General features: G+C 75.4%; 17 protein-coding genes. 12 read left to right on the top strand and 5 right to left on the bottom strand.

Going from position 1 to position 17,439, the window contains the following annotated elements; all coding sequences use genetic code 11:
• Positions 1–214: 214 nt before the first annotated feature.
• Positions 215–2,551: an endopeptidase La gene (lon, locus tag ACY34I_RS02045; RefSeq protein ID WP_462751875.1), complete on the top strand. Its 2,337-nt coding sequence runs from the start codon at positions 215–217 to the stop codon at positions 2,549–2,551.
• Between the two features lie 119 nt (positions 2,552–2,670).
• Here lon and ACY34I_RS02040 read toward each other — a convergent pair whose 3' ends face one another.
• Positions 2,671–3,156, bottom strand: coding sequence for an SgcJ/EcaC family oxidoreductase (locus tag ACY34I_RS02040; protein ID WP_462751872.1), 486 nt, complete (start codon positions 3,154–3,156; stop codon positions 2,671–2,673).
• 57 nt (positions 3,157–3,213) lie between these two features.
• Here ACY34I_RS02040 and ACY34I_RS02035 point away from each other — a divergent pair, with 57 nt between their 5' ends.
• Positions 3,214–3,678 carry a MarR family winged helix-turn-helix transcriptional regulator gene (locus ACY34I_RS02035; RefSeq protein ID WP_462751869.1) on the top strand — a complete coding sequence of 155 codons (465 nt, stop codon included), beginning with the start codon at positions 3,214–3,216 and terminating at the stop codon, positions 3,676–3,678.
• A gap of 40 nt (positions 3,679–3,718) precedes the next feature.
• Here ACY34I_RS02035 and ACY34I_RS02030 read toward each other — a convergent pair whose 3' ends face one another.
• Together ACY34I_RS02030 and ACY34I_RS02025 are read right to left on the bottom strand one after the other, a co-directional pair.
• A complete protein-coding gene (locus ACY34I_RS02030; RefSeq protein WP_462751867.1) occupies positions 3,719–5,461 on the bottom strand; it encodes a DEAD/DEAH box helicase in 1,743 nt (580 codons plus the stop codon).
• Positions 5,462–5,522: 61 nt separating this feature from the next.
• On the bottom strand, positions 5,523–6,356 hold the full coding sequence (locus ACY34I_RS02025) for a hypothetical protein (RefSeq protein WP_462751865.1): 834 nt from the start codon (positions 6,354–6,356) through the stop codon (positions 5,523–5,525).
• Positions 6,357–6,490: 134 nt separating this feature from the next.
• Here ACY34I_RS02025 and ACY34I_RS02020 point away from each other — a divergent pair, with 134 nt between their 5' ends.
• Positions 6,491–7,633, top strand: coding sequence for a sensor histidine kinase (locus ACY34I_RS02020; RefSeq protein WP_462751863.1), 1,143 nt, complete (start codon positions 6,491–6,493; stop codon positions 7,631–7,633).
• Positions 7,630–8,235, top strand: a complete 606-nt coding sequence (locus ACY34I_RS02015) for a response regulator transcription factor (protein WP_462751861.1) — start codon at positions 7,630–7,632, stop codon at positions 8,233–8,235. Before ACY34I_RS02020 ends, ACY34I_RS02015 begins: the two co-directional genes overlap by 4 nt.
• Before the next feature lie 5 nt (positions 8,236–8,240).
• On the opposite strand, the gene ACY34I_RS02010 is transcribed toward ACY34I_RS02015, so the two are convergent.
• Positions 8,241–8,669 carry a nucleoside deaminase gene (locus ACY34I_RS02010; RefSeq protein WP_462751859.1) on the bottom strand — a complete coding sequence of 143 codons (429 nt, stop codon included), beginning with the start codon at positions 8,667–8,669 and terminating at the stop codon, positions 8,241–8,243.
• 57 nt (positions 8,670–8,726) lie between these two features.
• On the opposite strand from ACY34I_RS02010, the gene ACY34I_RS02005 reads away from it, so the two are divergent.
• From ACY34I_RS02005 to ACY34I_RS01970, 8 genes are all read left to right on the top strand, one after another.
• Positions 8,727–9,260 (top strand): 2'-5' RNA ligase family protein, encoded by a 534-nt coding sequence (locus ACY34I_RS02005; RefSeq protein WP_462751857.1) that lies wholly within the window; start codon positions 8,727–8,729, stop codon positions 9,258–9,260.
• 77 nt (positions 9,261–9,337) lie between these two features.
• Positions 9,338–10,084, top strand: a complete 747-nt coding sequence (locus ACY34I_RS02000) for an ArsR/SmtB family transcription factor (RefSeq protein WP_462751855.1) — start codon at positions 9,338–9,340, stop codon at positions 10,082–10,084.
• 153 nt (positions 10,085–10,237) lie between these two features.
• The gene (locus tag ACY34I_RS01995) at positions 10,238–11,299 is read left to right on the top strand and encodes a cytochrome P450 (protein ID WP_462751853.1); all 1,062 of its coding nucleotides are present in this window, start codon (positions 10,238–10,240) and stop codon (positions 11,297–11,299) included.
• Complete coding sequence (locus ACY34I_RS01990) at positions 11,296–12,108, top strand: isocitrate lyase/PEP mutase family protein (protein WP_462751851.1); 813 nt, start codon at positions 11,296–11,298, stop codon at positions 12,106–12,108. The genes ACY34I_RS01995 and ACY34I_RS01990 overlap by 4 nt, the downstream gene beginning before the upstream one ends.
• Before the next feature lie 99 nt (positions 12,109–12,207).
• Positions 12,208–13,215 carry a hypothetical protein gene (locus ACY34I_RS01985; RefSeq protein ID WP_462751849.1) on the top strand — a complete coding sequence of 336 codons (1,008 nt, stop codon included), beginning with the start codon at positions 12,208–12,210 and terminating at the stop codon, positions 13,213–13,215.
• Between the two features lie 103 nt (positions 13,216–13,318).
• Positions 13,319–13,789: a DUF1203 domain-containing protein gene (locus tag ACY34I_RS01980; RefSeq protein WP_462751847.1), complete on the top strand. Its 471-nt coding sequence runs from the start codon at positions 13,319–13,321 to the stop codon at positions 13,787–13,789.
• 68 nt (positions 13,790–13,857) lie between these two features.
• Positions 13,858–14,790, top strand: a complete 933-nt coding sequence (locus ACY34I_RS01975; RefSeq protein ID WP_462751845.1) for a PfkB family carbohydrate kinase — start codon at positions 13,858–13,860, stop codon at positions 14,788–14,790.
• Between the two features lie 41 nt (positions 14,791–14,831).
• Positions 14,832–15,827, top strand: a complete 996-nt coding sequence (locus ACY34I_RS01970) for a carcinine hydrolase/isopenicillin-N N-acyltransferase family protein (RefSeq protein WP_462751843.1) — start codon at positions 14,832–14,834, stop codon at positions 15,825–15,827.
• Positions 15,828–15,873: 46 nt separating this feature from the next.
• Here the strand turns inward: ACY34I_RS01970 and ACY34I_RS01965 are convergent, their stop codons facing one another.
• Positions 15,874–17,331, bottom strand: coding sequence for an LVIVD repeat-containing protein (locus ACY34I_RS01965; protein ID WP_462751841.1), 1,458 nt, complete (start codon positions 17,329–17,331; stop codon positions 15,874–15,876).
• Positions 17,332–17,439 lie beyond the last annotated feature (108 nt).

Genomic DNA, 17,439 nt, shown 5'->3' with positions numbered 1-17,439 from the left:
GGCTAAGAGTTTGACGTATGGCGCGGCAATTTCGCAACAATACCGGACCTTCGCCATTCGGCGGGTCGGCTAATCCGCCCCGGAATGGCTCTCCCTGGCCTGTGTACGGCGCGGCGCGGCCGCGGATGAGTGGCGTGGGTCACAACCCGGAACAAGGGGTACGGTTTGTAACTTGAGTCTTACACGCTCAACCCAACGTGATAGCAGGTGTTCGATGGCAACTCTTCCGGTACTTCCCCTGACCGACGCCGTCCTGCTGCCGGGCATGGTCATCCCGGTGACCCTCGACCCGACCACCCAGGCCGCGGTCGACGCGGCCCGCGCCAGCGGCGACAAGAAGCTCCTCGCCGTGCCCCGCATCGACGGCGAGTACGGCTCCGTCGGCGTGATCGCCACCACCGAGAAGGTGGGTCGGCTGCCCAGCGGCGAGCCGGCCGCCGTGGTCCGTGGCCTCGCCCGGGCCCGGATCGGCTCCGGTGTGCCCGGACCGGGCGCCGCCCTCTGGGTCGAGGCGACCGAACTCGACGAACCCGCCCCGGCCGGCCGGGCCCGGGAACTCGCCCGCGAGTACCGCGCGCTGATGACCTCGGTCCTCCAGCAGCGCGGCGCCTGGCAGGTCATCGACGCCATGGAGCGGATGACCGACCTGTCCGAGCTGGCCGACGCGGCCGGCTACGCGCCCTGGCTCAGCCTGGCGCAGAAGACCGAACTGCTCGCCGCGCCGGACGTCACCGCCCGGCTGGAACTGCTGGTCGGCTGGGTGAAGGACCACCTGGCCGAGCAGGAGGTCACCGAGCAGATCAACAGCGACGTCCGGGAAGGCCTGGAGAAGTCCCAGCGGGAGTTCCTGCTCCGCCAGCAGCTCGCCGCGATCCGCAAGGAGCTCGGCGAGGACGAGCCGGACGGCTCCGCCGACTACCGCTCCCGGGTCGAGTCCGCCGACCTGCCCGAGAAGGTCCGCGACGCGGCCCTGCGCGAGGTCGGCAAGCTCGAGCGGGCCAGCGACGCCTCGCCGGAGGCCGGCTGGATCCGTACCTGGCTGGACACGGTGCTGGAGATGCCGTGGAACACGCGTACCGAGGACAACACCGACCTGGCCGCGGCCCGCGCGGTGCTCGACGCCGACCACGCCGGCCTGGCCGACGTGAAGGACCGCATCCTGGAATACCTGGCGGTGCGCAACCGGCGCGCGGAGCGCAACCTCGGCGTGGTCGGCGGACGCGGCTCCGGCGCGGTGCTCGCCCTGGCCGGCCCGCCCGGCGTCGGCAAGACCAGCCTCGGCGAGTCGATCGCCCGGGCCCTCGGGCGCAACTTCGTCCGGGTCTCCCTCGGCGGCGTCCGCGACGAGGCGGAGATCCGCGGCCACCGGCGCACCTACGTCGGCGCGCTGCCCGGCCGGATCGTCCGCGCCCTGCGCGAGGCCGGTTCGATGAACCCGGTCGTGCTCCTCGACGAGGTCGACAAGCTGGCCGTCGGCTACGCCGGCGACCCGGCGGCGGCCCTGCTGGAGGTGCTCGACCCGGCGCAGAACCACACCTTCCGGGACCACTACCTCGAGGTCGACCTCGACCTGTCCGACGTGCTCTTCCTGGCCACCGCCAACGTGGTGGAGACCATCCCCGGCCCGCTGCTGGACCGGATGGAGCTGGTCACCCTGGACGGCTACACCGAGGACGAGAAGGTGGCCATCGCCCGGGACCACCTGCTGCCCCGGCAGCGGGAACGGGCCGGGCTGACCGCCGACGAGGTGACCGTCGCCGACGAGGCCCTAGCCCGGATCGCCGGGGAGTACACCCGGGAGGCCGGCGTCCGGCAGCTCGAACGCGCGCTGGCCAGGATCCTGCGCAAGGTGGCCGTCGCGCTGGCCGCGGACCCGACCCCGGTCCGGGTGGACACCGACAACCTGGCCCGCTACCTGGGCCGGCCGAAGTTCACCCCGGAGTCGGCGGAACGGACCGCGGTGCCGGGCGTGGCCACCGGACTGGCGGTCACCGGCGCCGGCGGCGACGTGCTCTTCATCGAGGCCACCAGCATGGAGGGCGAGCCCGGGCTGACCCTGACCGGCCAGCTCGGCGACGTGATGAAGGAGTCCGCGCACATCGCGCTGTCCTACCTGCGCTCCAACGGGCGGCGCCTCGGCATCGACCCGAACGCCCTCGCCGGGCGGCGGATCCACGTGCACTTCCCGGCGGGCGCGGTGCCCAAGGACGGCCCCAGCGCCGGCATCACCATGGTCACGGCGCTGGCGTCGCTGGTGACCGGCCGGCCCGTCCGTCCGGAGTTCGGGATGACCGGCGAGGTGACCCTCTCCGGCCGGGTGCTGCCCATCGGCGGCGTGAAGCAGAAGCTGCTCGCCGCCCACCGGGCCGGCCTGACCGAGGTGATCATCCCGAAGCGGAACGAGCCGGACCTCGACGACCTCCCCACCGAGGTGCGCGAGGCGCTGACCATCCACACCCTCGCCGACGTCGCCGACGTGCTCGCCCTGGCGCTGCGCCCCGCCGACGTCGACGCGGAGGCCCTCGGCGGCCAGCCGCTCGCCGCAGCCTGAGCGCGGTCAGCGGGCGGGGTCCGAACAGGCCTTGCGCGCCGACGAGTTGCCCACCGACGGCGGCCCCTGACACCCACCGGGTGGCAGGGGCCGCCGCCGTCCGATCCGCCGACCGACGATCACGCGACGCGGCCCAGCCCGAGTCGCCGCGCGCAGCGCCCCATAGCCCGGGAGAGCCGGGCCGGAGCGGAGCCGGGAGCGGGGATCCGGATCGGGCGGACCCGGCCGTTGTGCAGGGCGGTGAACCGCCACCCGGCGGACGTACGGACGGCGACCAGGGTCTGCCGGGACAGTCGGCGTCGGGGCAGTCGGGACCGCCAGGGCATCAGTACCGAGCCGGTGCCGTGCACGATCGCTACGTCGGCGGTCAACAGGCGGATCGACTCCACCTGGCCGACCAGCGCCGACCCGGCGAGTACGCCGCGGAAGAGCCGGTCGTGCGCGTCCTGCATCGGTGCCCGACCGACCGCCCGGGTGCCGTCATAGGAGACGTAGTCCGAATCCTCGGTGAAACAGGCGCCGTATGCGGCGGCGTCGTTGTCGGTCCAGGCCTGCAGCAGCCGGTCGAAGAGCTGCTGGATTGCCCTGCGGTCGTGCTCGGTCATGGCCACGCCTCCTGATACAGTTCGGCCGTCGAAATCTAAGCTAGCAGAAAGTTTCGAATGTCGAAAAGTGACCTGGCGTACCGGGTGGCCCGGGAGATCCGACTCCTCCAGCAGAGCTTCGACGCCTTCGACGAGGCGGCCGCAGCTCGGATCGGCGTCAACCGAACCGACCTACGGGCCCTGGATGTCGTCCTCGGGGCCGGACCGGTCACCGCGGGCGAGCTCGCCGCCGAGCTCCGGCTTAGCCCGGCGGCCACCACAACCGTCATCGACCGGCTGGAACGGGCCGGCCTGGTGGCGCGTACCCGGGACGCCGGCAACCGGCGCCGGGTGCTCGTCGAGGCGACCGAGTCGGCCCGGGCCGCCGAACGGACGATCTATCGCCCGGTGGGGGAGGCCGGCCTGCGCGCCCTGGCCCGGTACGACAGCGGGCAGCTGGAGACGATCCTCGATTTCCTCTCGACCGCCCGGACCGTGCAGCAGGAACACGCCGAGCGAGTATCCAGGGAAACGAGCCGCTGAAGCCACCCGGCCGGACCCGCCCGCCGCCCCCGGCGGGCCGTCAGCGGCGGTCGCGGCGCTCGCGGCGGTCGCCGCCGTCGATGTCACGATCCCGGCGTACGGTGGCCTTGCGGCCCTTGATGGTGCTGCCCCGCAGCCCCTGGATCACCTCGTCGGCGACCGCGTACGGCACCTCCACCAGGGAGAACCGGTCGGCGATCTCGATCGAGCCGATGTCCCGGCCGCTGACCCGGGTCTCCCCGGTGATCGCCCCGACCAGGTCCTGCGGCCGGACCCCAGCGCGCCGGCCGAGCCCGATAAACACCTGCGTCGTCCCCCCGGCGCGGTAGCGGCCGGCGCCGGCGCGCCGCTCCCGGCCCTCGTACGCCGGTCGGGCCTCCCGGGGCGGCCGGACCGCGACCTGCGGGATCTCCTCCTCCTCGTCGGCCGTGCCCGGCAGGGTGGCCTCGTGCGCCAGCCGCACCGCGGCGAGCGCCACCTCCATCAGGTCGAACTCGTCGGTCAGCGACTCCACGATCGCCCGGACCGGCTCCAGGTCGTCCTCCAGCAGCGACTCCCGCAGCGCCGCCTGGGTCAGCTCCAGCCGCCGGGTCCGCAGGTCCGCCACCGTGGGGATCTTGTCGACGGAGATCCGCTGCCCGGTGACCCGCTCGATGGTCTTGAGCATCCGGTGCTCGCGCGGCTCGGCGAGGGTGATCGCCACGCCCTCCCGGCCGGCCCGGCCCACCCGGCCGATCCGGTGCACGTACGACTCGGGGGCCGAGGGGACGTCGTAGTTGACCACGTGGGTGAGCTGCTCGACGTCCAGGCCGCGGGCCGCCACGTCGGTGGCCACCAGCAGGTCGGCGGTGCCCGCCCGCAGCCGGCCCATCACCCGGTCCCGCTGCTCCTGGCTCATCCCGCCGTGCAGCGCCTCGGCCCGGTAACCCCGGCCGTTCATCGTCTCGGTGAGCCGGTCCACCTCCTCCCGACTGCGGCAGAACACGATCGCCGCGGTGGGCGACTCCACGTCCAGCACCCGGCCCAGCGCCGCCGGCTTGTGCGCCCGCGCCACCAGGTACGCGCTCTGCCGCACCCGGGGTGCCGCGCCGGCCACCGGCCGCTCCCGCTCGATCTGGATCCGCACCGGGTCGGTCAGGTGCTGGCGGGCCAGCCCGTCGATACGGGCGGGCATGGTCGCCGAGAAGAGCACCGTCTGCCGTTCCGCCGGGGCGTGCTCCAGGATCGCCTCGATGTCCTCGGCGAAGCCCATGTCGAGCATCTCGTCCGCCTCGTCGAGCACCACGGTGGCGAGCGAACCCAGCCGCAGGGTGCCCCGGGCGATGTGGTCCAACGCCCGGCCCGGCGTCGCCACCACCACGTCCACGCCCAGGTCGAGCGCGCGCAGCTGGCGGCCGATCGGCTGGCCGCCGTAGATCGGCAGAACCCGGGCGCCCAGGTCCTTGCCGTACCGGTGGAACGCCTCGGAGACCTGCACCGCCAGCTCCCGGGTGGGCACCAGCACCAGCGCCACCGGATCGCCGCCGGTCCGCTCGTCCGGCATTCGCTGCAACAGCGGCAGGGCGAAGGCCGCCGTCTTGCCCGTACCGGTCGCCGCCTGGCCCAGCAGGTCCTCACCGGCGAGCAGCGGCGGGATCGCCTCCCGCTGGATCGGCGTTGGCTCCTCGTAGCCGAGGGTGGCCAGCGCGTGCAGCAGCTCGGGGCGCAGCCCGAGGTCGGCGAACGTGCCCGGGTCGGCGTCGGCAGGGGTGGCGGGGTCGGTCGGCGTTGGTGCGGAACTCATGCCATAAGCCTTTCATCACCACCGACGGGCCGGCGCGGCGACCGGCACACCGACGATCCGCTCACCCGTGCAGCAGGGCCAGCACCATGGTGATCCCCACCGCCGCGTCCAGCACCCCGCACCACTCCGCGTACGCCCGAGGGATCACCCGGCCGTTGCGGTGGTGCGCCAGGTCCCAGGCGGCGTGCCCCAGCCAGCCGGCGGCCACCAGCGCGCCGGCGAAGCCGTCCGGCCCGGCCAGGGCGGCCGCCGCCAGCCCGCCCCAGCCGGCCAGCCCGGCGAGCTGGAGCGCGAGGATCCGCCGGTCGCGCCACTGCCGGCGTAGGGTGCCGAGCAGCAGATAGCCGGCCGGCAGCACCAGCAGCGTCCACGGGGCGAGCACGGTCGGGGCGAACCACAGGTCCAGCGTCATCAGCAGGGCCAGCCCGGTCGGCCACCGGCGCGCCAGGGCCGCGACGGCCGGGTGCCGGCGCGGCCGGGCCGGGGGCGCGTGGCGGTGGCGCAGCGCCACCAGCACCATCGCCGGCAGCATCAGCAGGTGGCCGCCGAGCGTCAGGCCGTGGTCCCCGACGAGCCCGGCCCACCAGGGCGGGAGCAGCAGCAGGAACGGGACGTACATGGCGGCCACCATCTCCACGGTGGCCGCCCGTCCGTGACCCCGGTGCCACATCCAGGCGGCCATCCCGAGCGACATGTCCGTCGCCATCACCAGCGCCGCCACTTCCGGCCGGGCGAGGGCGTCCGCGCCGCCCAGCACCGCCGCGCCCGCCCGCCACACCGGGTCGAGCAGCAGCATCCCCACCAGCATCGCCGCGAGCATCTCGGCGAGGTGCCGCGCCAGCCGGCGGCCGTCGTGGTCCGATCTCCGGGGTACCCGTGTCGTCGTCTCCGTCATGCCCTGACCGTGCCCGGAGCGGCCGCCCGGGCGACAGGCACGCCACTCACGCGAAAGTCGTGCGCAACGCACGGTACGGCCGTGCGGTTCCGCAGGGGTGAACCGGACCGGCATCGCACCTAGGATCGGCGGGCATGACGGTCGAGGCGGCGGACCGCCGGCTGCGCCGGGCCCGGCACCTGACCCTGGCGTCGCTGGCCACCAACCTCGGTGCCACCCTGCTGCTGCCGGGCGTCGGGTTGGCCCGCGAGCCGGACCCGGTCCGGCTGGCCGTCGGCGCGGTCGGGCTCCTCGCGTTCGTCGCCGCCCAGGCGGGTGTGGTCCACGCGGCGGTCACCCCCTGGCTCGCCGGTGACCGGCGGCAGCGCCGGCTCGTTGCGCTGGCCGTGGCCGCCGTGCTGAGCGTGCCGCTCGTCGGGCCGGTCGCCGCCGGCACCTGGCCGACCTGGGCCTGGCTGGGCGCGTCACTGGTCGGGCTGTTCCCGCTGCTGTTCCGGCCGGCGGCCGCCGCCGCCGGGGCGGCCACGGTGCTCGCCGGCTCCGTCGCGGTGACCGGATGGGCGGGACTACCGGTGCGCGACTCCCTGCTGATCACCGGCGGCGTCGGTGCCGGGGTCGCCGCGGTCACCTGGGTGCAGGTGTGGTTCTGGGACCTGCTCGTCGAGGCGCGGCAGGGCCAGGCCGCCCGGGCCCGGCTGGCCGCCGCCGAGGAGCGGCTGCGCTTCGCCCGGGACGTGCACGACCTGCTCGGCCACGACCTCACGGTGATCGCGCTGAAGGCGGAACTGGCCGCCCGGCTCGCGCCGGTCGACGCCGCCCGCGCCGGCCGGGAGGCGGCCGAGGTGCAGCGGGTCGCCGGGTCCGCCCTGCACCGGGTACGCGAGGCCGTGCACGGCTACCGGACCGTCGACCTCGCCGAGCAGGTGGCCGCGGTGGGTGAGGTGCTGCGTACCAGCGGGGTGCGCTGCACGGTGGTGCCGCCCGACGGTGACCTGCCCGCGGCGGTCGCCGCCGACCTGGCCGCCGTGCTGCGGGAGGCCGGGACGAACGTGCTGCGGCACAGCCGGGCCGACTGGTGCCGGATCGAGATCACCCGGGAGGACGGCCTGGTGACGATGACCGTACGCAACGACGGCGCCGGCGGCGCCGGCCCGGACGAGCGCAGCGGCGGCCTGCGCGGGCTGGCCGACCGGCTCGCCCCGGCCGGCGGCACCGTGCGCACCCGTACCGAGGACGGGGTGTTCAGCCTCGTGGCCACCCTGCCGGTGCCCTCGTGATCCGGGTGCTGCTCGCCGACGACGAGGAGCTGATCCGGCTCGCTCTCGCGGCCCTGCTGGACCTGGAGCCGGACCTCGAGGTCGTCGCGCACGCCGCCGACGGCCGCGCCGCCGTGACGGCCGCGCTGGCGCACCGACCGGACGTGGCCGTGCTGGACCTGGAGATGCCGCCGCCCGGCGGGATCCAGGCCACCGCCGAACTCGCCCGCGTACTGCCCGGCTGCGCCGTGGTGATCCTGACCGGCCACGGCCGCCCCGGCCACCTGCGCCCGGCGCTGGCCGCCGGCGCCCGGGGGTTCCTGCCCAAGGGCGCCCCCGGTGGGGCGCTCGCCGACGTGATCCGCCGGGTCCACTCCGGGGCCCGGTACGTCGACCCGGCGCTCGCCGCCGACGCGCTGACCCTGCCCGACTGCCCGTTGACCGGCCGGGAACTGGAGACCCTGCGCCTGGCCGAGTACGGCACCCCGGTCGCGGTGATCGCCCGGCGTACCCACCTGGCGGCCGGGACCGTACGCAACCATCTCGCCGCCTGCGTGCAGAAGCTCGGCGCCGCCGACCGGGCCGAGGCGGTCCGGATCGCCCGCGAGGCCGGCTGGCTGTGAGCGCCTCAGCCCGCCTCGACCGGCACCCGCGCTTCCTCCGGCAGCGCCGGGCCGGCGTACGCCACCGGCGTGGGCGGCGGCCCCGGGCGCAGCTGGGCCAACTGCTCGGTGCTGAGCGCGTACACCACCCGGCCCAGTCCGGAGCGCTCGATGGCGGTGGCGCACATGCCGCAGGGCTGGCAGCTGGTGTACATCGTCGCGACGGCCGCCGCGTCGGCGGCCAGGTGCCGGGCCGCCCACCGGGCCAGCTTCAGCTCCGGATGGGCGGTGATGTCGTCGTCGGTGCGCTCGGTGTTGACCTCCTCGGCCAGCACTCGCCCGTCGGCGTCGACCAGCAACGAGCCGAACGGGCCGTCCCCGGCGTCCCGGGCGGCGACGGCAAGGGCGATGGCCCGGCGGAGGTGGCGTTCGTCGGTCTCGGTCAGCACGCTCATCCGGTGGGCATTCCCCACGGGGCGTCCCGACACACCGTCCGCGACTAGCCTGACGGCGTGCGTACGGTCGAACTGCTCTGCTCGCCGGAGCTGGAGGAGGCGGTACGGGCGGCCTGGCGGCGGCTGGCCGAGGCCAGGCTGCCCAGCCTGGCCCGCAACGCCCACCCCACCAACCGGCCGCACCTGACCCTCGCCTCGGTCGACGAGTTCCCGCCCGGAGCCGAGCAGCGCCTCGCCGACCTCTGTGACGCGGCGCTGCCCCTGCCCGCCCGCCTCGACCGGGTCGCGGTGCTCGACGGGAGCGCCCCGCTGGTCTGGCTGGTCCGGCCCGCGCCGCAGCTGCTCGCCCTGCACGGCGCGGTCTGGGACGTGCTCGCCGGGGCGCCCGGCCCGCGCCCGTGGCACCTGCCGGGGCGCTGGATCCCGCACCTGAGCCTGGCGCTGCGGTTCCGGGACGCCGACCGCCGCCGGGCCCGGGCGGTCGCCGGCATCGACCGCCCCGCCGGGGAGTTCGTGACGGCCCGCAGCTACGACAGCGACACCCGCACCACCACCGGCCTGACCTCCGCCTGCCCACGCCCGGCCGGCTGAACCGGGCGGGCCGGACGCGGCCGGGCGCGCCGGATCGTCCGGTCGGCGCCGAACCGTGCCCGTGTCAGCATGGGTGGATGACCAGCACCAGCACCGACGGCCGACCCCTGGCCGGGCTCGCCGCGCTGCTCGCCGACCGCACCCGGGCCAGCTTCTGCCTGGCCCTGCTGGACGGGCGGGCCTGGACGGCGGGGGAACTGGCCCGGGCCGCCGGCGTGGCGCCCTCCACGGCGAGCGACCACCTCACCCGGCTGGTGGACGGCGGGCTGCTGGTCGAGGAACGGCAGGGCCGGCACCGGTACGTCCGCCTCGCCGGCCCGTCGGTGGCCCAGCTCATCGAGGACCTGGCCGGGCACGCGCCCGCGGCGCCGACCCCGCCCCGCACGCTGCGCGCCGCGTCGGCCGGCGTCGCGCTGGCGTACGCCCGGACCTGCTACGACCACCTGGCCGGCCGGCTCGGGGTGCTGATGCACGACGCGCTGCTGGACCGCGGTGTGCTGGACCGGACGGGTGGCCTGGCGCTCACCCCGGCCGGCGTGGCGTGGCTGGCCGGGATCGGCGTGCCGGTCGAACCGCTGCGGGCCGGCCGGCGGCCGCTGGTCCGCGACTGCCTGGACTGGACCGAGCGCCGCCCGCACCTGGCCGGAGCGCTCGGCGCGGCCCTTTGTGCCCGCTTCCTCGACCTCGGCTGGACGGTACGCGGCACCGGCCGCGCGATCCGCCTCACCCCGGCCGGTCGCCCCGCCCTCGCCGCCGCCCTCGGCCTCGACCCCGCCGCCCTGGCCCCGGTCCCCTCCCACAACGTCGGCCCCGCCCGCGCCTGACCCACCCCACCCCGGCTCCCGTTGATCATGGAGTTGGCCGCGGTCATGGAGATCCACATCGCCGCCAACCTCATGATCAACCGAGGATCGGCGGGGTGCGGCGGGTGGGATGGTTCGGCGGGGGCCGAAGGGAAGCGGGCCTACGGTCGGGTGATGAGTTGGCCGTCGATACCCGCCCCGCCCGACACACCTGCCTGTGGGCCGCCCGTACCCGTCGACGGCGGCTGGGTGGTGACCCGGCACGCCGACGTTCGTGCGGTGCTGACCGACCCGCGGTGCGTGGTGCCCGCCGCGCCCGGCGGGCCGCCGGGCACCCTCGCCTGGCTGCGCGGCACGGTCAGCCGGTTCAGCGACCCGGACCGGCATCCTGCCCGCCGGGCGATCGGCGTCACCGCGCTGGCCGGTCTCGATCCGGATGAGCTGCGCGCGGCGGCCGCCCGGATGGCCGAGGAGACGCTGAACGGGGTCACCGTGCCGCCGAGCGGATCGGACAGCGTGGGTGTGGCGCGCCGCGGGCCCGCGCCGGGCCGGGTCGACGTGATGGCCCGGCTGGCGCGGCGCGTACCCGTGGCGGTGCTGGCGGCGCGGCTCGGGCTGACCCATCCGACAGCGGCCGGGCCGGCGGTGGCGGCGGTGGCCGCGGCCTACCATCCCGGCGCCGACGCGGCGGCGGTGGCGCGCGCCGACCGGGCGGTGGCGACGCTGCTCGCGATGTCCCCGGCGGGGCCGCCGGAGGTCACCGCGAACCGGATCGGGCTGCTGGTCCAGGCCTGTGACGCCACGGCCGGGCTGGTCGGCGCCGCCGCCCGGCACCTGCTCGCCGTGCCGTCGGCGGTGCCCACCGCCGACCTGCTGGCCGAGGTACTGCGCCTCGATCCGCCCGTGCGGGCCACCCGGCGGGTGACCACCGCCGCGCTGCGCCTCGGCGACCGGGAGATCGGCCCGGACGCCCCGCTGCTGCTCCGCTTCGACGCGGCCAACCGTGATCCGGCCGCGTACACCGAGCCGGACCGCTTCCGGTCCGGCCGCCCCGGCGGATCGCTCACCTTCGGCGCCGGGCCCCGCGGCTGCCCCGGCGAGCGGCACGCGCTGGCCCTGGCCGCCGGGGTGGTCGACGTGCTGCGCCGCCGCTGCCATGCCCCCGACGCCGGCGTCCGGTACGCCCCGCACCCCACCCTTCGCGTTCCCACGAGCATCGAGGTGACCGTCCGATGAGCGACCACGCCGCCTTCCACGCCCTGCACCAGCCGGGCCGGCCGGTGCTGCTGCCCAACGCCTGGGACCACGCCTCCGCCGCCGCCCTCGCCGCCGCGGGGCATCCGGCGATCGGCAGCACCAGCCTCGGGGTCGCCGCGGCCGGCGGCAAGCCGGACGGGACCGGCGCCACCCGGGTGGAGAACCTCGACCTCGCGCGGCGGCTGCGCGACCTGCCGGTGCTGCTCACCGTCGACGTCGAGGGCGGCTTCAGCGACGACCCGGGGGCCGTGGCCGACTATGTCGCCGAGCTGGCGGCCCTCGGGGTGGTCGGGGTGAACCTGGAGGACGGCCGGCCGGACGGCACGCTCGCGCCGCCGGAGCTGACCGCCGCCAAGGTCGCCGCGGTGAAGGCCGCCGCGCCGGCGCTCTTCGTCAACGCCCGGACCGACGCCTGGTGGCTGGGGGTGCCGGAGCCGTTGGACGAGGCCCTGCGGCGGGCCCGGGCGTACCGGGAGGCGGGCGCCGACGGGTTCTTCGTGCCCGGTGCGCCGGACGACACCATCGGGCTGCTGGCGGCCGAGGCCGGCCGGCCGTTGAACGTGCTGCACCGGCCGGGCGGGCCGGACCTGGCCGCGCTGGGCCGGCTCGGGGTGGCCCGGGTCAGCACCGGCTCCCTGCTGTTCCGGGCCGCGCTGGGCGCGGCGCTGCACCTCGCCGACGCCGTCCGCGCCGGCCGGGACGCCGGCCTGCCCGCCGCGCCCTCGTACGCGTGGGTGCAGGACCTGACCGGGCGGTTAGGGCATGGCCGCACCGTTGAGGCCCTTTAGAGGGGAGATAGGAGGATTGTTCGGAAGCCCCCCGATTTTGGTGCTTACGGTGGGTCCAGGTGCAATCACGCCGTGTCCGCCTGGAGAGGGGACCCGATCATGCGAGTGCCCAGCCGAAGCCCCGGCCAGCAGCCCGGGCCCGCCGTCGCGCCGACCGCCCCCGCCGTCACGCCCACCGCCCCCGCCGTCGCGTCCCCCGCCCCCGCCCGCCGGGCGCCGACCGCCGTCGGCCGATGTCCGGTGCCGGGGCAGCCGGACCTGGCCGCCTACCGGGCGGCGGTGGCGGAACTGGTGGTCGAGGTCGGCGCCCTGGCCGACTCCCCGTCGACCACCGCCCGTCAGGTGCTGTTGGACCAGCGGCTGCGGGAGCCGGCCATCGCCGCGGTCCTGAACGCCACCCCGCAGGGGTTCGTCGGCGCCCGGGAGACCCTGCTGCTGGAGATGGCCCGCTACCAACCCAGCGCCCGCAGTTCGGCGCACGACCTCACCGCGCTGGTCCGGATCTACCTGCTCTCCCGCGTTGACGTGATGTGGTGGCGGGACACTCCGACCTTTCTCACCGACACCCAGGTCGACACGACCACCGACCTGGTCGACCTGGAGTGGCTGCGCCGGCGTGGGCTGCTCGCCTTCCGCTACCAGGAGCAGCCGGCGACCCTTCTCGGCCGCGGGCTGCGGGCGGCACGGCGGCGGCTGCTGCCCGACGCCACCCCGCACACCGCGGGGCTGCGGTTCCGCCGGGCCCGCCGCGAGGTGATCGCCCTGCTCAACGACATCGCCCGGGAGTTCGCCGCGGCCAGCCCGCCGGCCACGCCGCCGCTCTGGGTCACCAGCCTCGCCCGCAGCGCCGAGCACCAGTACCGGCTGCGCCGCCTCGGATACGCCGCCATGGTGCCCAGCGGGCACTGCCTTGGCTGGGCGGCCGACGTGGAGCTGGCCTGGTTCGCCCGATTCGGCGTCCGGGACGCGCTGGCGGACCTGCTGCTGGCCCGGCAGGAGGCCGGCGAGATCAACGTGGTCGACGAGGGCCAGGCCTGGCACGTGTGCCTCGCGCCCACCGCCCGGCTCCGGCTCCGCCAAGCGTACGAGGCCGAGATGGGGGCGTGAGCGGCACGTGCGGTGAACCGGCCCGCCGTCGCGCGGCGGGTGGCGGGAACGCCAGGTCCGATCGCCGCCAGCAACCACCGGCGGGCCGGGCCAGGCTGGGCGTATGACGACGGGTATCCGGTACCTGATTGAGCCGATGCCGGGGGAGGCGCTGGCCGAGGTGCGGCGCACCGGCCGGGACGCGTCCGGCCAGCCGCCGGAGCGACGCACCGCCGAGGGCGGCGAACCGCTGCGCTGCTGCCTGCGCGACGCCACGACGGGCGAGCCGCTGCTGCTGTTCGGGTACGCCCCGCCGCTGCCCGCCGGCCCGTACCGCGAGGTGGGGCCGATCTTCGGCCACGACGCGGACTGCCCCGGTCCGGACCACGGGACCGGGTACCCGGCCGACTGGCGGGGGCGGCCCCAGGTCCTTCGGGCGTACGACCGCCGGGGCCGGATCGTGGGCGGCCGGCACCACGACGGCGGCGACCCGGAACGGGTCATCGCCGAACTGCTCGCCGACCCCGCGGTGGACCGCCTGCACAGCCGCAACGTGGTGTACGGCTGCTTCATGTTCGTCGTCGCGCGCCCGTAGCCGGTCGGGGCGGCAGGGAGCCGGGCGGGCGGGGGCGTGACCGGCGGCGGCCCGGGTAACAGCCGGGCATGGCCGGACTGGACGCGCTGGTGGTGGGGCAGGTGTGCCGGGACCTCGTCCTGGTGGTGGACGAGGTCCCAGGCCCGTCCGGGACGACCCCGGTGCGCCGCCGGCGGGAGCTGCTCGGGGGCAAGGGGGCGAACCAGGCCGTCTCGCTCGCCCAACTCGGCGCCCGCCCCGGGCTGCTCGGGGTGGTCGGCGAGGACGAGGTCGGCGACCGGCTGCTGGGCCAGGCCCGCAGCGACGGTATCGACGTCGCCCCGGTGCTGCGCCGGGCGGACACGCCCAGCGCGCTGATCGTCGACGTGGTGGACGCCGGAGCCCACTGGCGCTACCTGGAGGACATCCCCGAGGCGACCCTGCTGACCGAGGCCGACGTGACCGGCGCGGCGGAGGTGCTGGCGGCGGCCCGCGCCGTGCTGGTGCAGCTTCAGCAGCCGTTGCCGGCGGCGCTCGCGGCGGCCCGGTGCGCCCGTGCCGCCGACCGGCTGGTGGTGCTGGACGGCGCGCCGGACGACCCGGCGGGCGGGACGGAGCTGCTCGCCCTGGCCGACGTGCTGCGCGCCGACGCGCGGGAGGCCGGGCTGATCGTGGGCGACCCGCCGAAGGACGCCGAGTCCGGGCTGCGGGCCGGCCGGGAGCTGCTCGCCCGGGGGCCGTCGCTGGTCGCGGTCGAGGTGGCGGGGGAGGGGAACGCCTTCGCCTGGCCGGATGGGGAAGTCTTCGTGCCGATCAGCGACACGCCCACGGTGGACACCACCGGCGCGGGAGACGCCTTCGTCGCGGCGCTCACCGTCGGCCTGCTCGGTGGCGAGCCGTACGAGCAGGTCGCGCGCTACGCGGTGGCCGCGGCCGGCGCGACGGTGGGCCACCCCGGCGGCCGCCCCGCCCTCACGCCCGAGGCGATCGACGCGCAACTGGCCCGCATCCCCGCCACCTGACCCGATGGACAACCGTCGCTGCCGCCTCTAGCGTCGCGGGCATGCGGAGGACGCTGCTCGCCACCGGTCTCGCCCTGCTGCTCGCCGGCACCGGCTGCGCCGCCGGCCAACGGACCCCGAGCTCGTCCCCGGCCGGCACCCCGACCGCGTCCCGACAGGACGCCGGCCAGGTCGAGCGGACCCTGGCCAGCCTGCGCCGGGTCGACGACCTGCCGCTGTACGAGATGACCTACGTCGGGGACTACGACCCGACGGTCGGCGTCTCCGGCACCCCGGAGGCGAGCCCGTTCGGCTGCTCGCTGTTCGCCGCGCTCGGCGACCGGACCCGGCCGCTGTTCGCCCGCAACTTCGACTGGGACCCGAACCCGGGGCTGGTGCTGCGGACCGACCCGCCGGACGGGTACGCCTCGATCTCCATGGTGGACATCTCGTATCTCGGGGTCGGTGCCGACCCGGCCGGGGACCGCCGGCTGCTCAACGCGCCGCTGCTGCCCTTCGACGGGATGAACGAGCGCGGCCTGGCTGTGGGGCTGGCCGCCGACGACGGCGCGACCGCGCGCCCGGTGCCGGGGCGGCCGACGGTGGGCTCCGTACGCATCCTGCGGCTGGTGTTGGACGAGGCCGCCACCGTGGACGAGGCGATCGCCGTGTTCGGCCGCTACAACTTGGACTTCGACGGCGGCCCGCCGCTGCACTACCTGCTCGCCGACGCGACCGGCGCGTCCGCCGTGGTCGAGTTCGTCGACGGCACGATGCGGGCCGAGAAGGGCCGGGGCGCGTGGCAGGCGCTGACCAACGTGCCGGCCGTCGGGGTGGCCGACCGCGACCTGCGCCGGGACCACCGGTACGGGGTGCTGGCCGAGGCGCTGGACAAGGCGGGCGGCACCGTGGACGCCCCGACCGCCCTGCGGCTGCTCGACTCGGTACGGCAGGCACACACCCGCTGGTCCGTGGTGTACGGCCTGAAGACGGGCGAGGTACGGCTGGTCACCGCCGCGGGCGGCGGCGAGCGTAGCTACCGGCTGCCGATGAGCTGATGGCCGGGCCCGACCCCACGCCGTGGGGCCGGGCCCGGCCGGTGCGTCAGTTACCCAGGTAGCCCGCCTGGGTCTGCACGTTCAGCTCGTCCACCCGGACCAGTTTGGCGCTCCAGACCCGCGGGTCGTTCACCTCCAGCACGTCCAGTCCCTTCTGGATGTCACTGGAGTAGATGTGGCCGTTGTACCAGTACGCGGACCAGGAGCCGCCCGTGCGGAGCTGGGTGTCGGAGAACGGCCCGCGCTCCCAGAAGCCGATCTCCTTCGGGTGGCGGGAGTCGGTGAACTCCCAGACCGAGACACCGCCCTGGTACCAGGCCTGGACCATGATGTCGCGGCCGGGCACCGGGATCAGCGAACCGTTGTGCGCGACACAGTTCTCAGTGTCGGCGTTGGTCCGCGGGATCTTGAAGTAGCTGCGGAAGACCAGCTTGCGGGCGTCGCCGCGGCCGGTGACGTCGTAGATGGCGTCCGCGCCGCGGTTCGGCCCGGTGGCCGGGTTGCAGGTCGCCGCGCCGCCTCCGCCCAGCTCGTCGGTGAAGACCACCTTGGTCCCGGCGTTGTTGAAGGTCGCCGAGTGCCAGAAGGCGAAATTCTCCGTGTCCCGCACCCGGTTGATCACCCGGGGCGCCTCCCGGTTGGCGATGTCCATCAGGATGCCGTCGCCCATGCAGGCGCCGGCGGCCAGGTCCTTCGCCGGGTACACGGTGATGTCGTGGCAGCCGCTGGTCGCCGTCTTCTGCTGCGGGATGCCCGGGTATCCGCCGTCGGGGAAGAGGTTCGGGGTGGCCACCACGGCCGCGTCGGTCGGCGACCGCAGCGGCACCTTCACAATAGAGATGGAGTCGTGCGGCGGCGGGCAGCCCACGTACGTGTCCGACGGCCCGTACGAGGAGACGTACAGGTAGACCGACTTGCTGTCCTTGGCCGGCACCAGGGTGTGGGTGTGCGAGCCGCAGGCCGTCTGCACCGACTTGATGTAGCGCGGGTTGGCCTTGTCGGTGATGTCGAAGACCTTGATGCCCTCCCACTTGGTCTCGGACCGGTCGACGCCGGTGCTGGCGCAGGAGTCGTCGCTGCGCGGCGAGTCGGTGGAGAGGAAGAGCAGGTTGCCGTAGACGGAGACGTCGTTCTGCGAGCCGGGGCAGAGCACCTGCGACACGATCTTCGGTGCGCTGGGCTGGCCGATGTCATAGATGACGACGCCGTCGTAGTTGCCGACGAAGGCGTACCGGCCCTGGAATGCCAGGTCGGAGCCGAAGGCCGCGCTCGTGTCGAACGGCGCCTGCTTCGGCAGGTTGGCGATCTGACGGAGGTTGGGGCTGCTGGAGATTTCGTCCACCCCGAGACCGGCCCCGTTGACCGTGGCCGGCTCGACGCTGAGCCGGGGGGTCTCCTGGGCGCTGCTGGCGGGGGCGGTGGCCACCCCGGCGACGAGCAGTCCGGCGGCGGCCAGGCTGACGATCCGGAGTCGGCGGGTGGGGGACGTGCGGGACCTGATCATCGGCAACACCCTTCGAAAGGGGGATGATGATGTCGACACCTTACCGGGCGGTGACGTAGATCTATGTGATGTGGGTCACATCAAACGCCGTTCGTCTATGGATAGGAT

The sequence above is a fragment of the Micromonospora sp. RTBAU3-60 genome, assembly GCF_054963695.1.
Note: the sequence above shows the minus strand (reverse complement) of the source record. Positions and strands in the feature narration are given on the sequence as shown.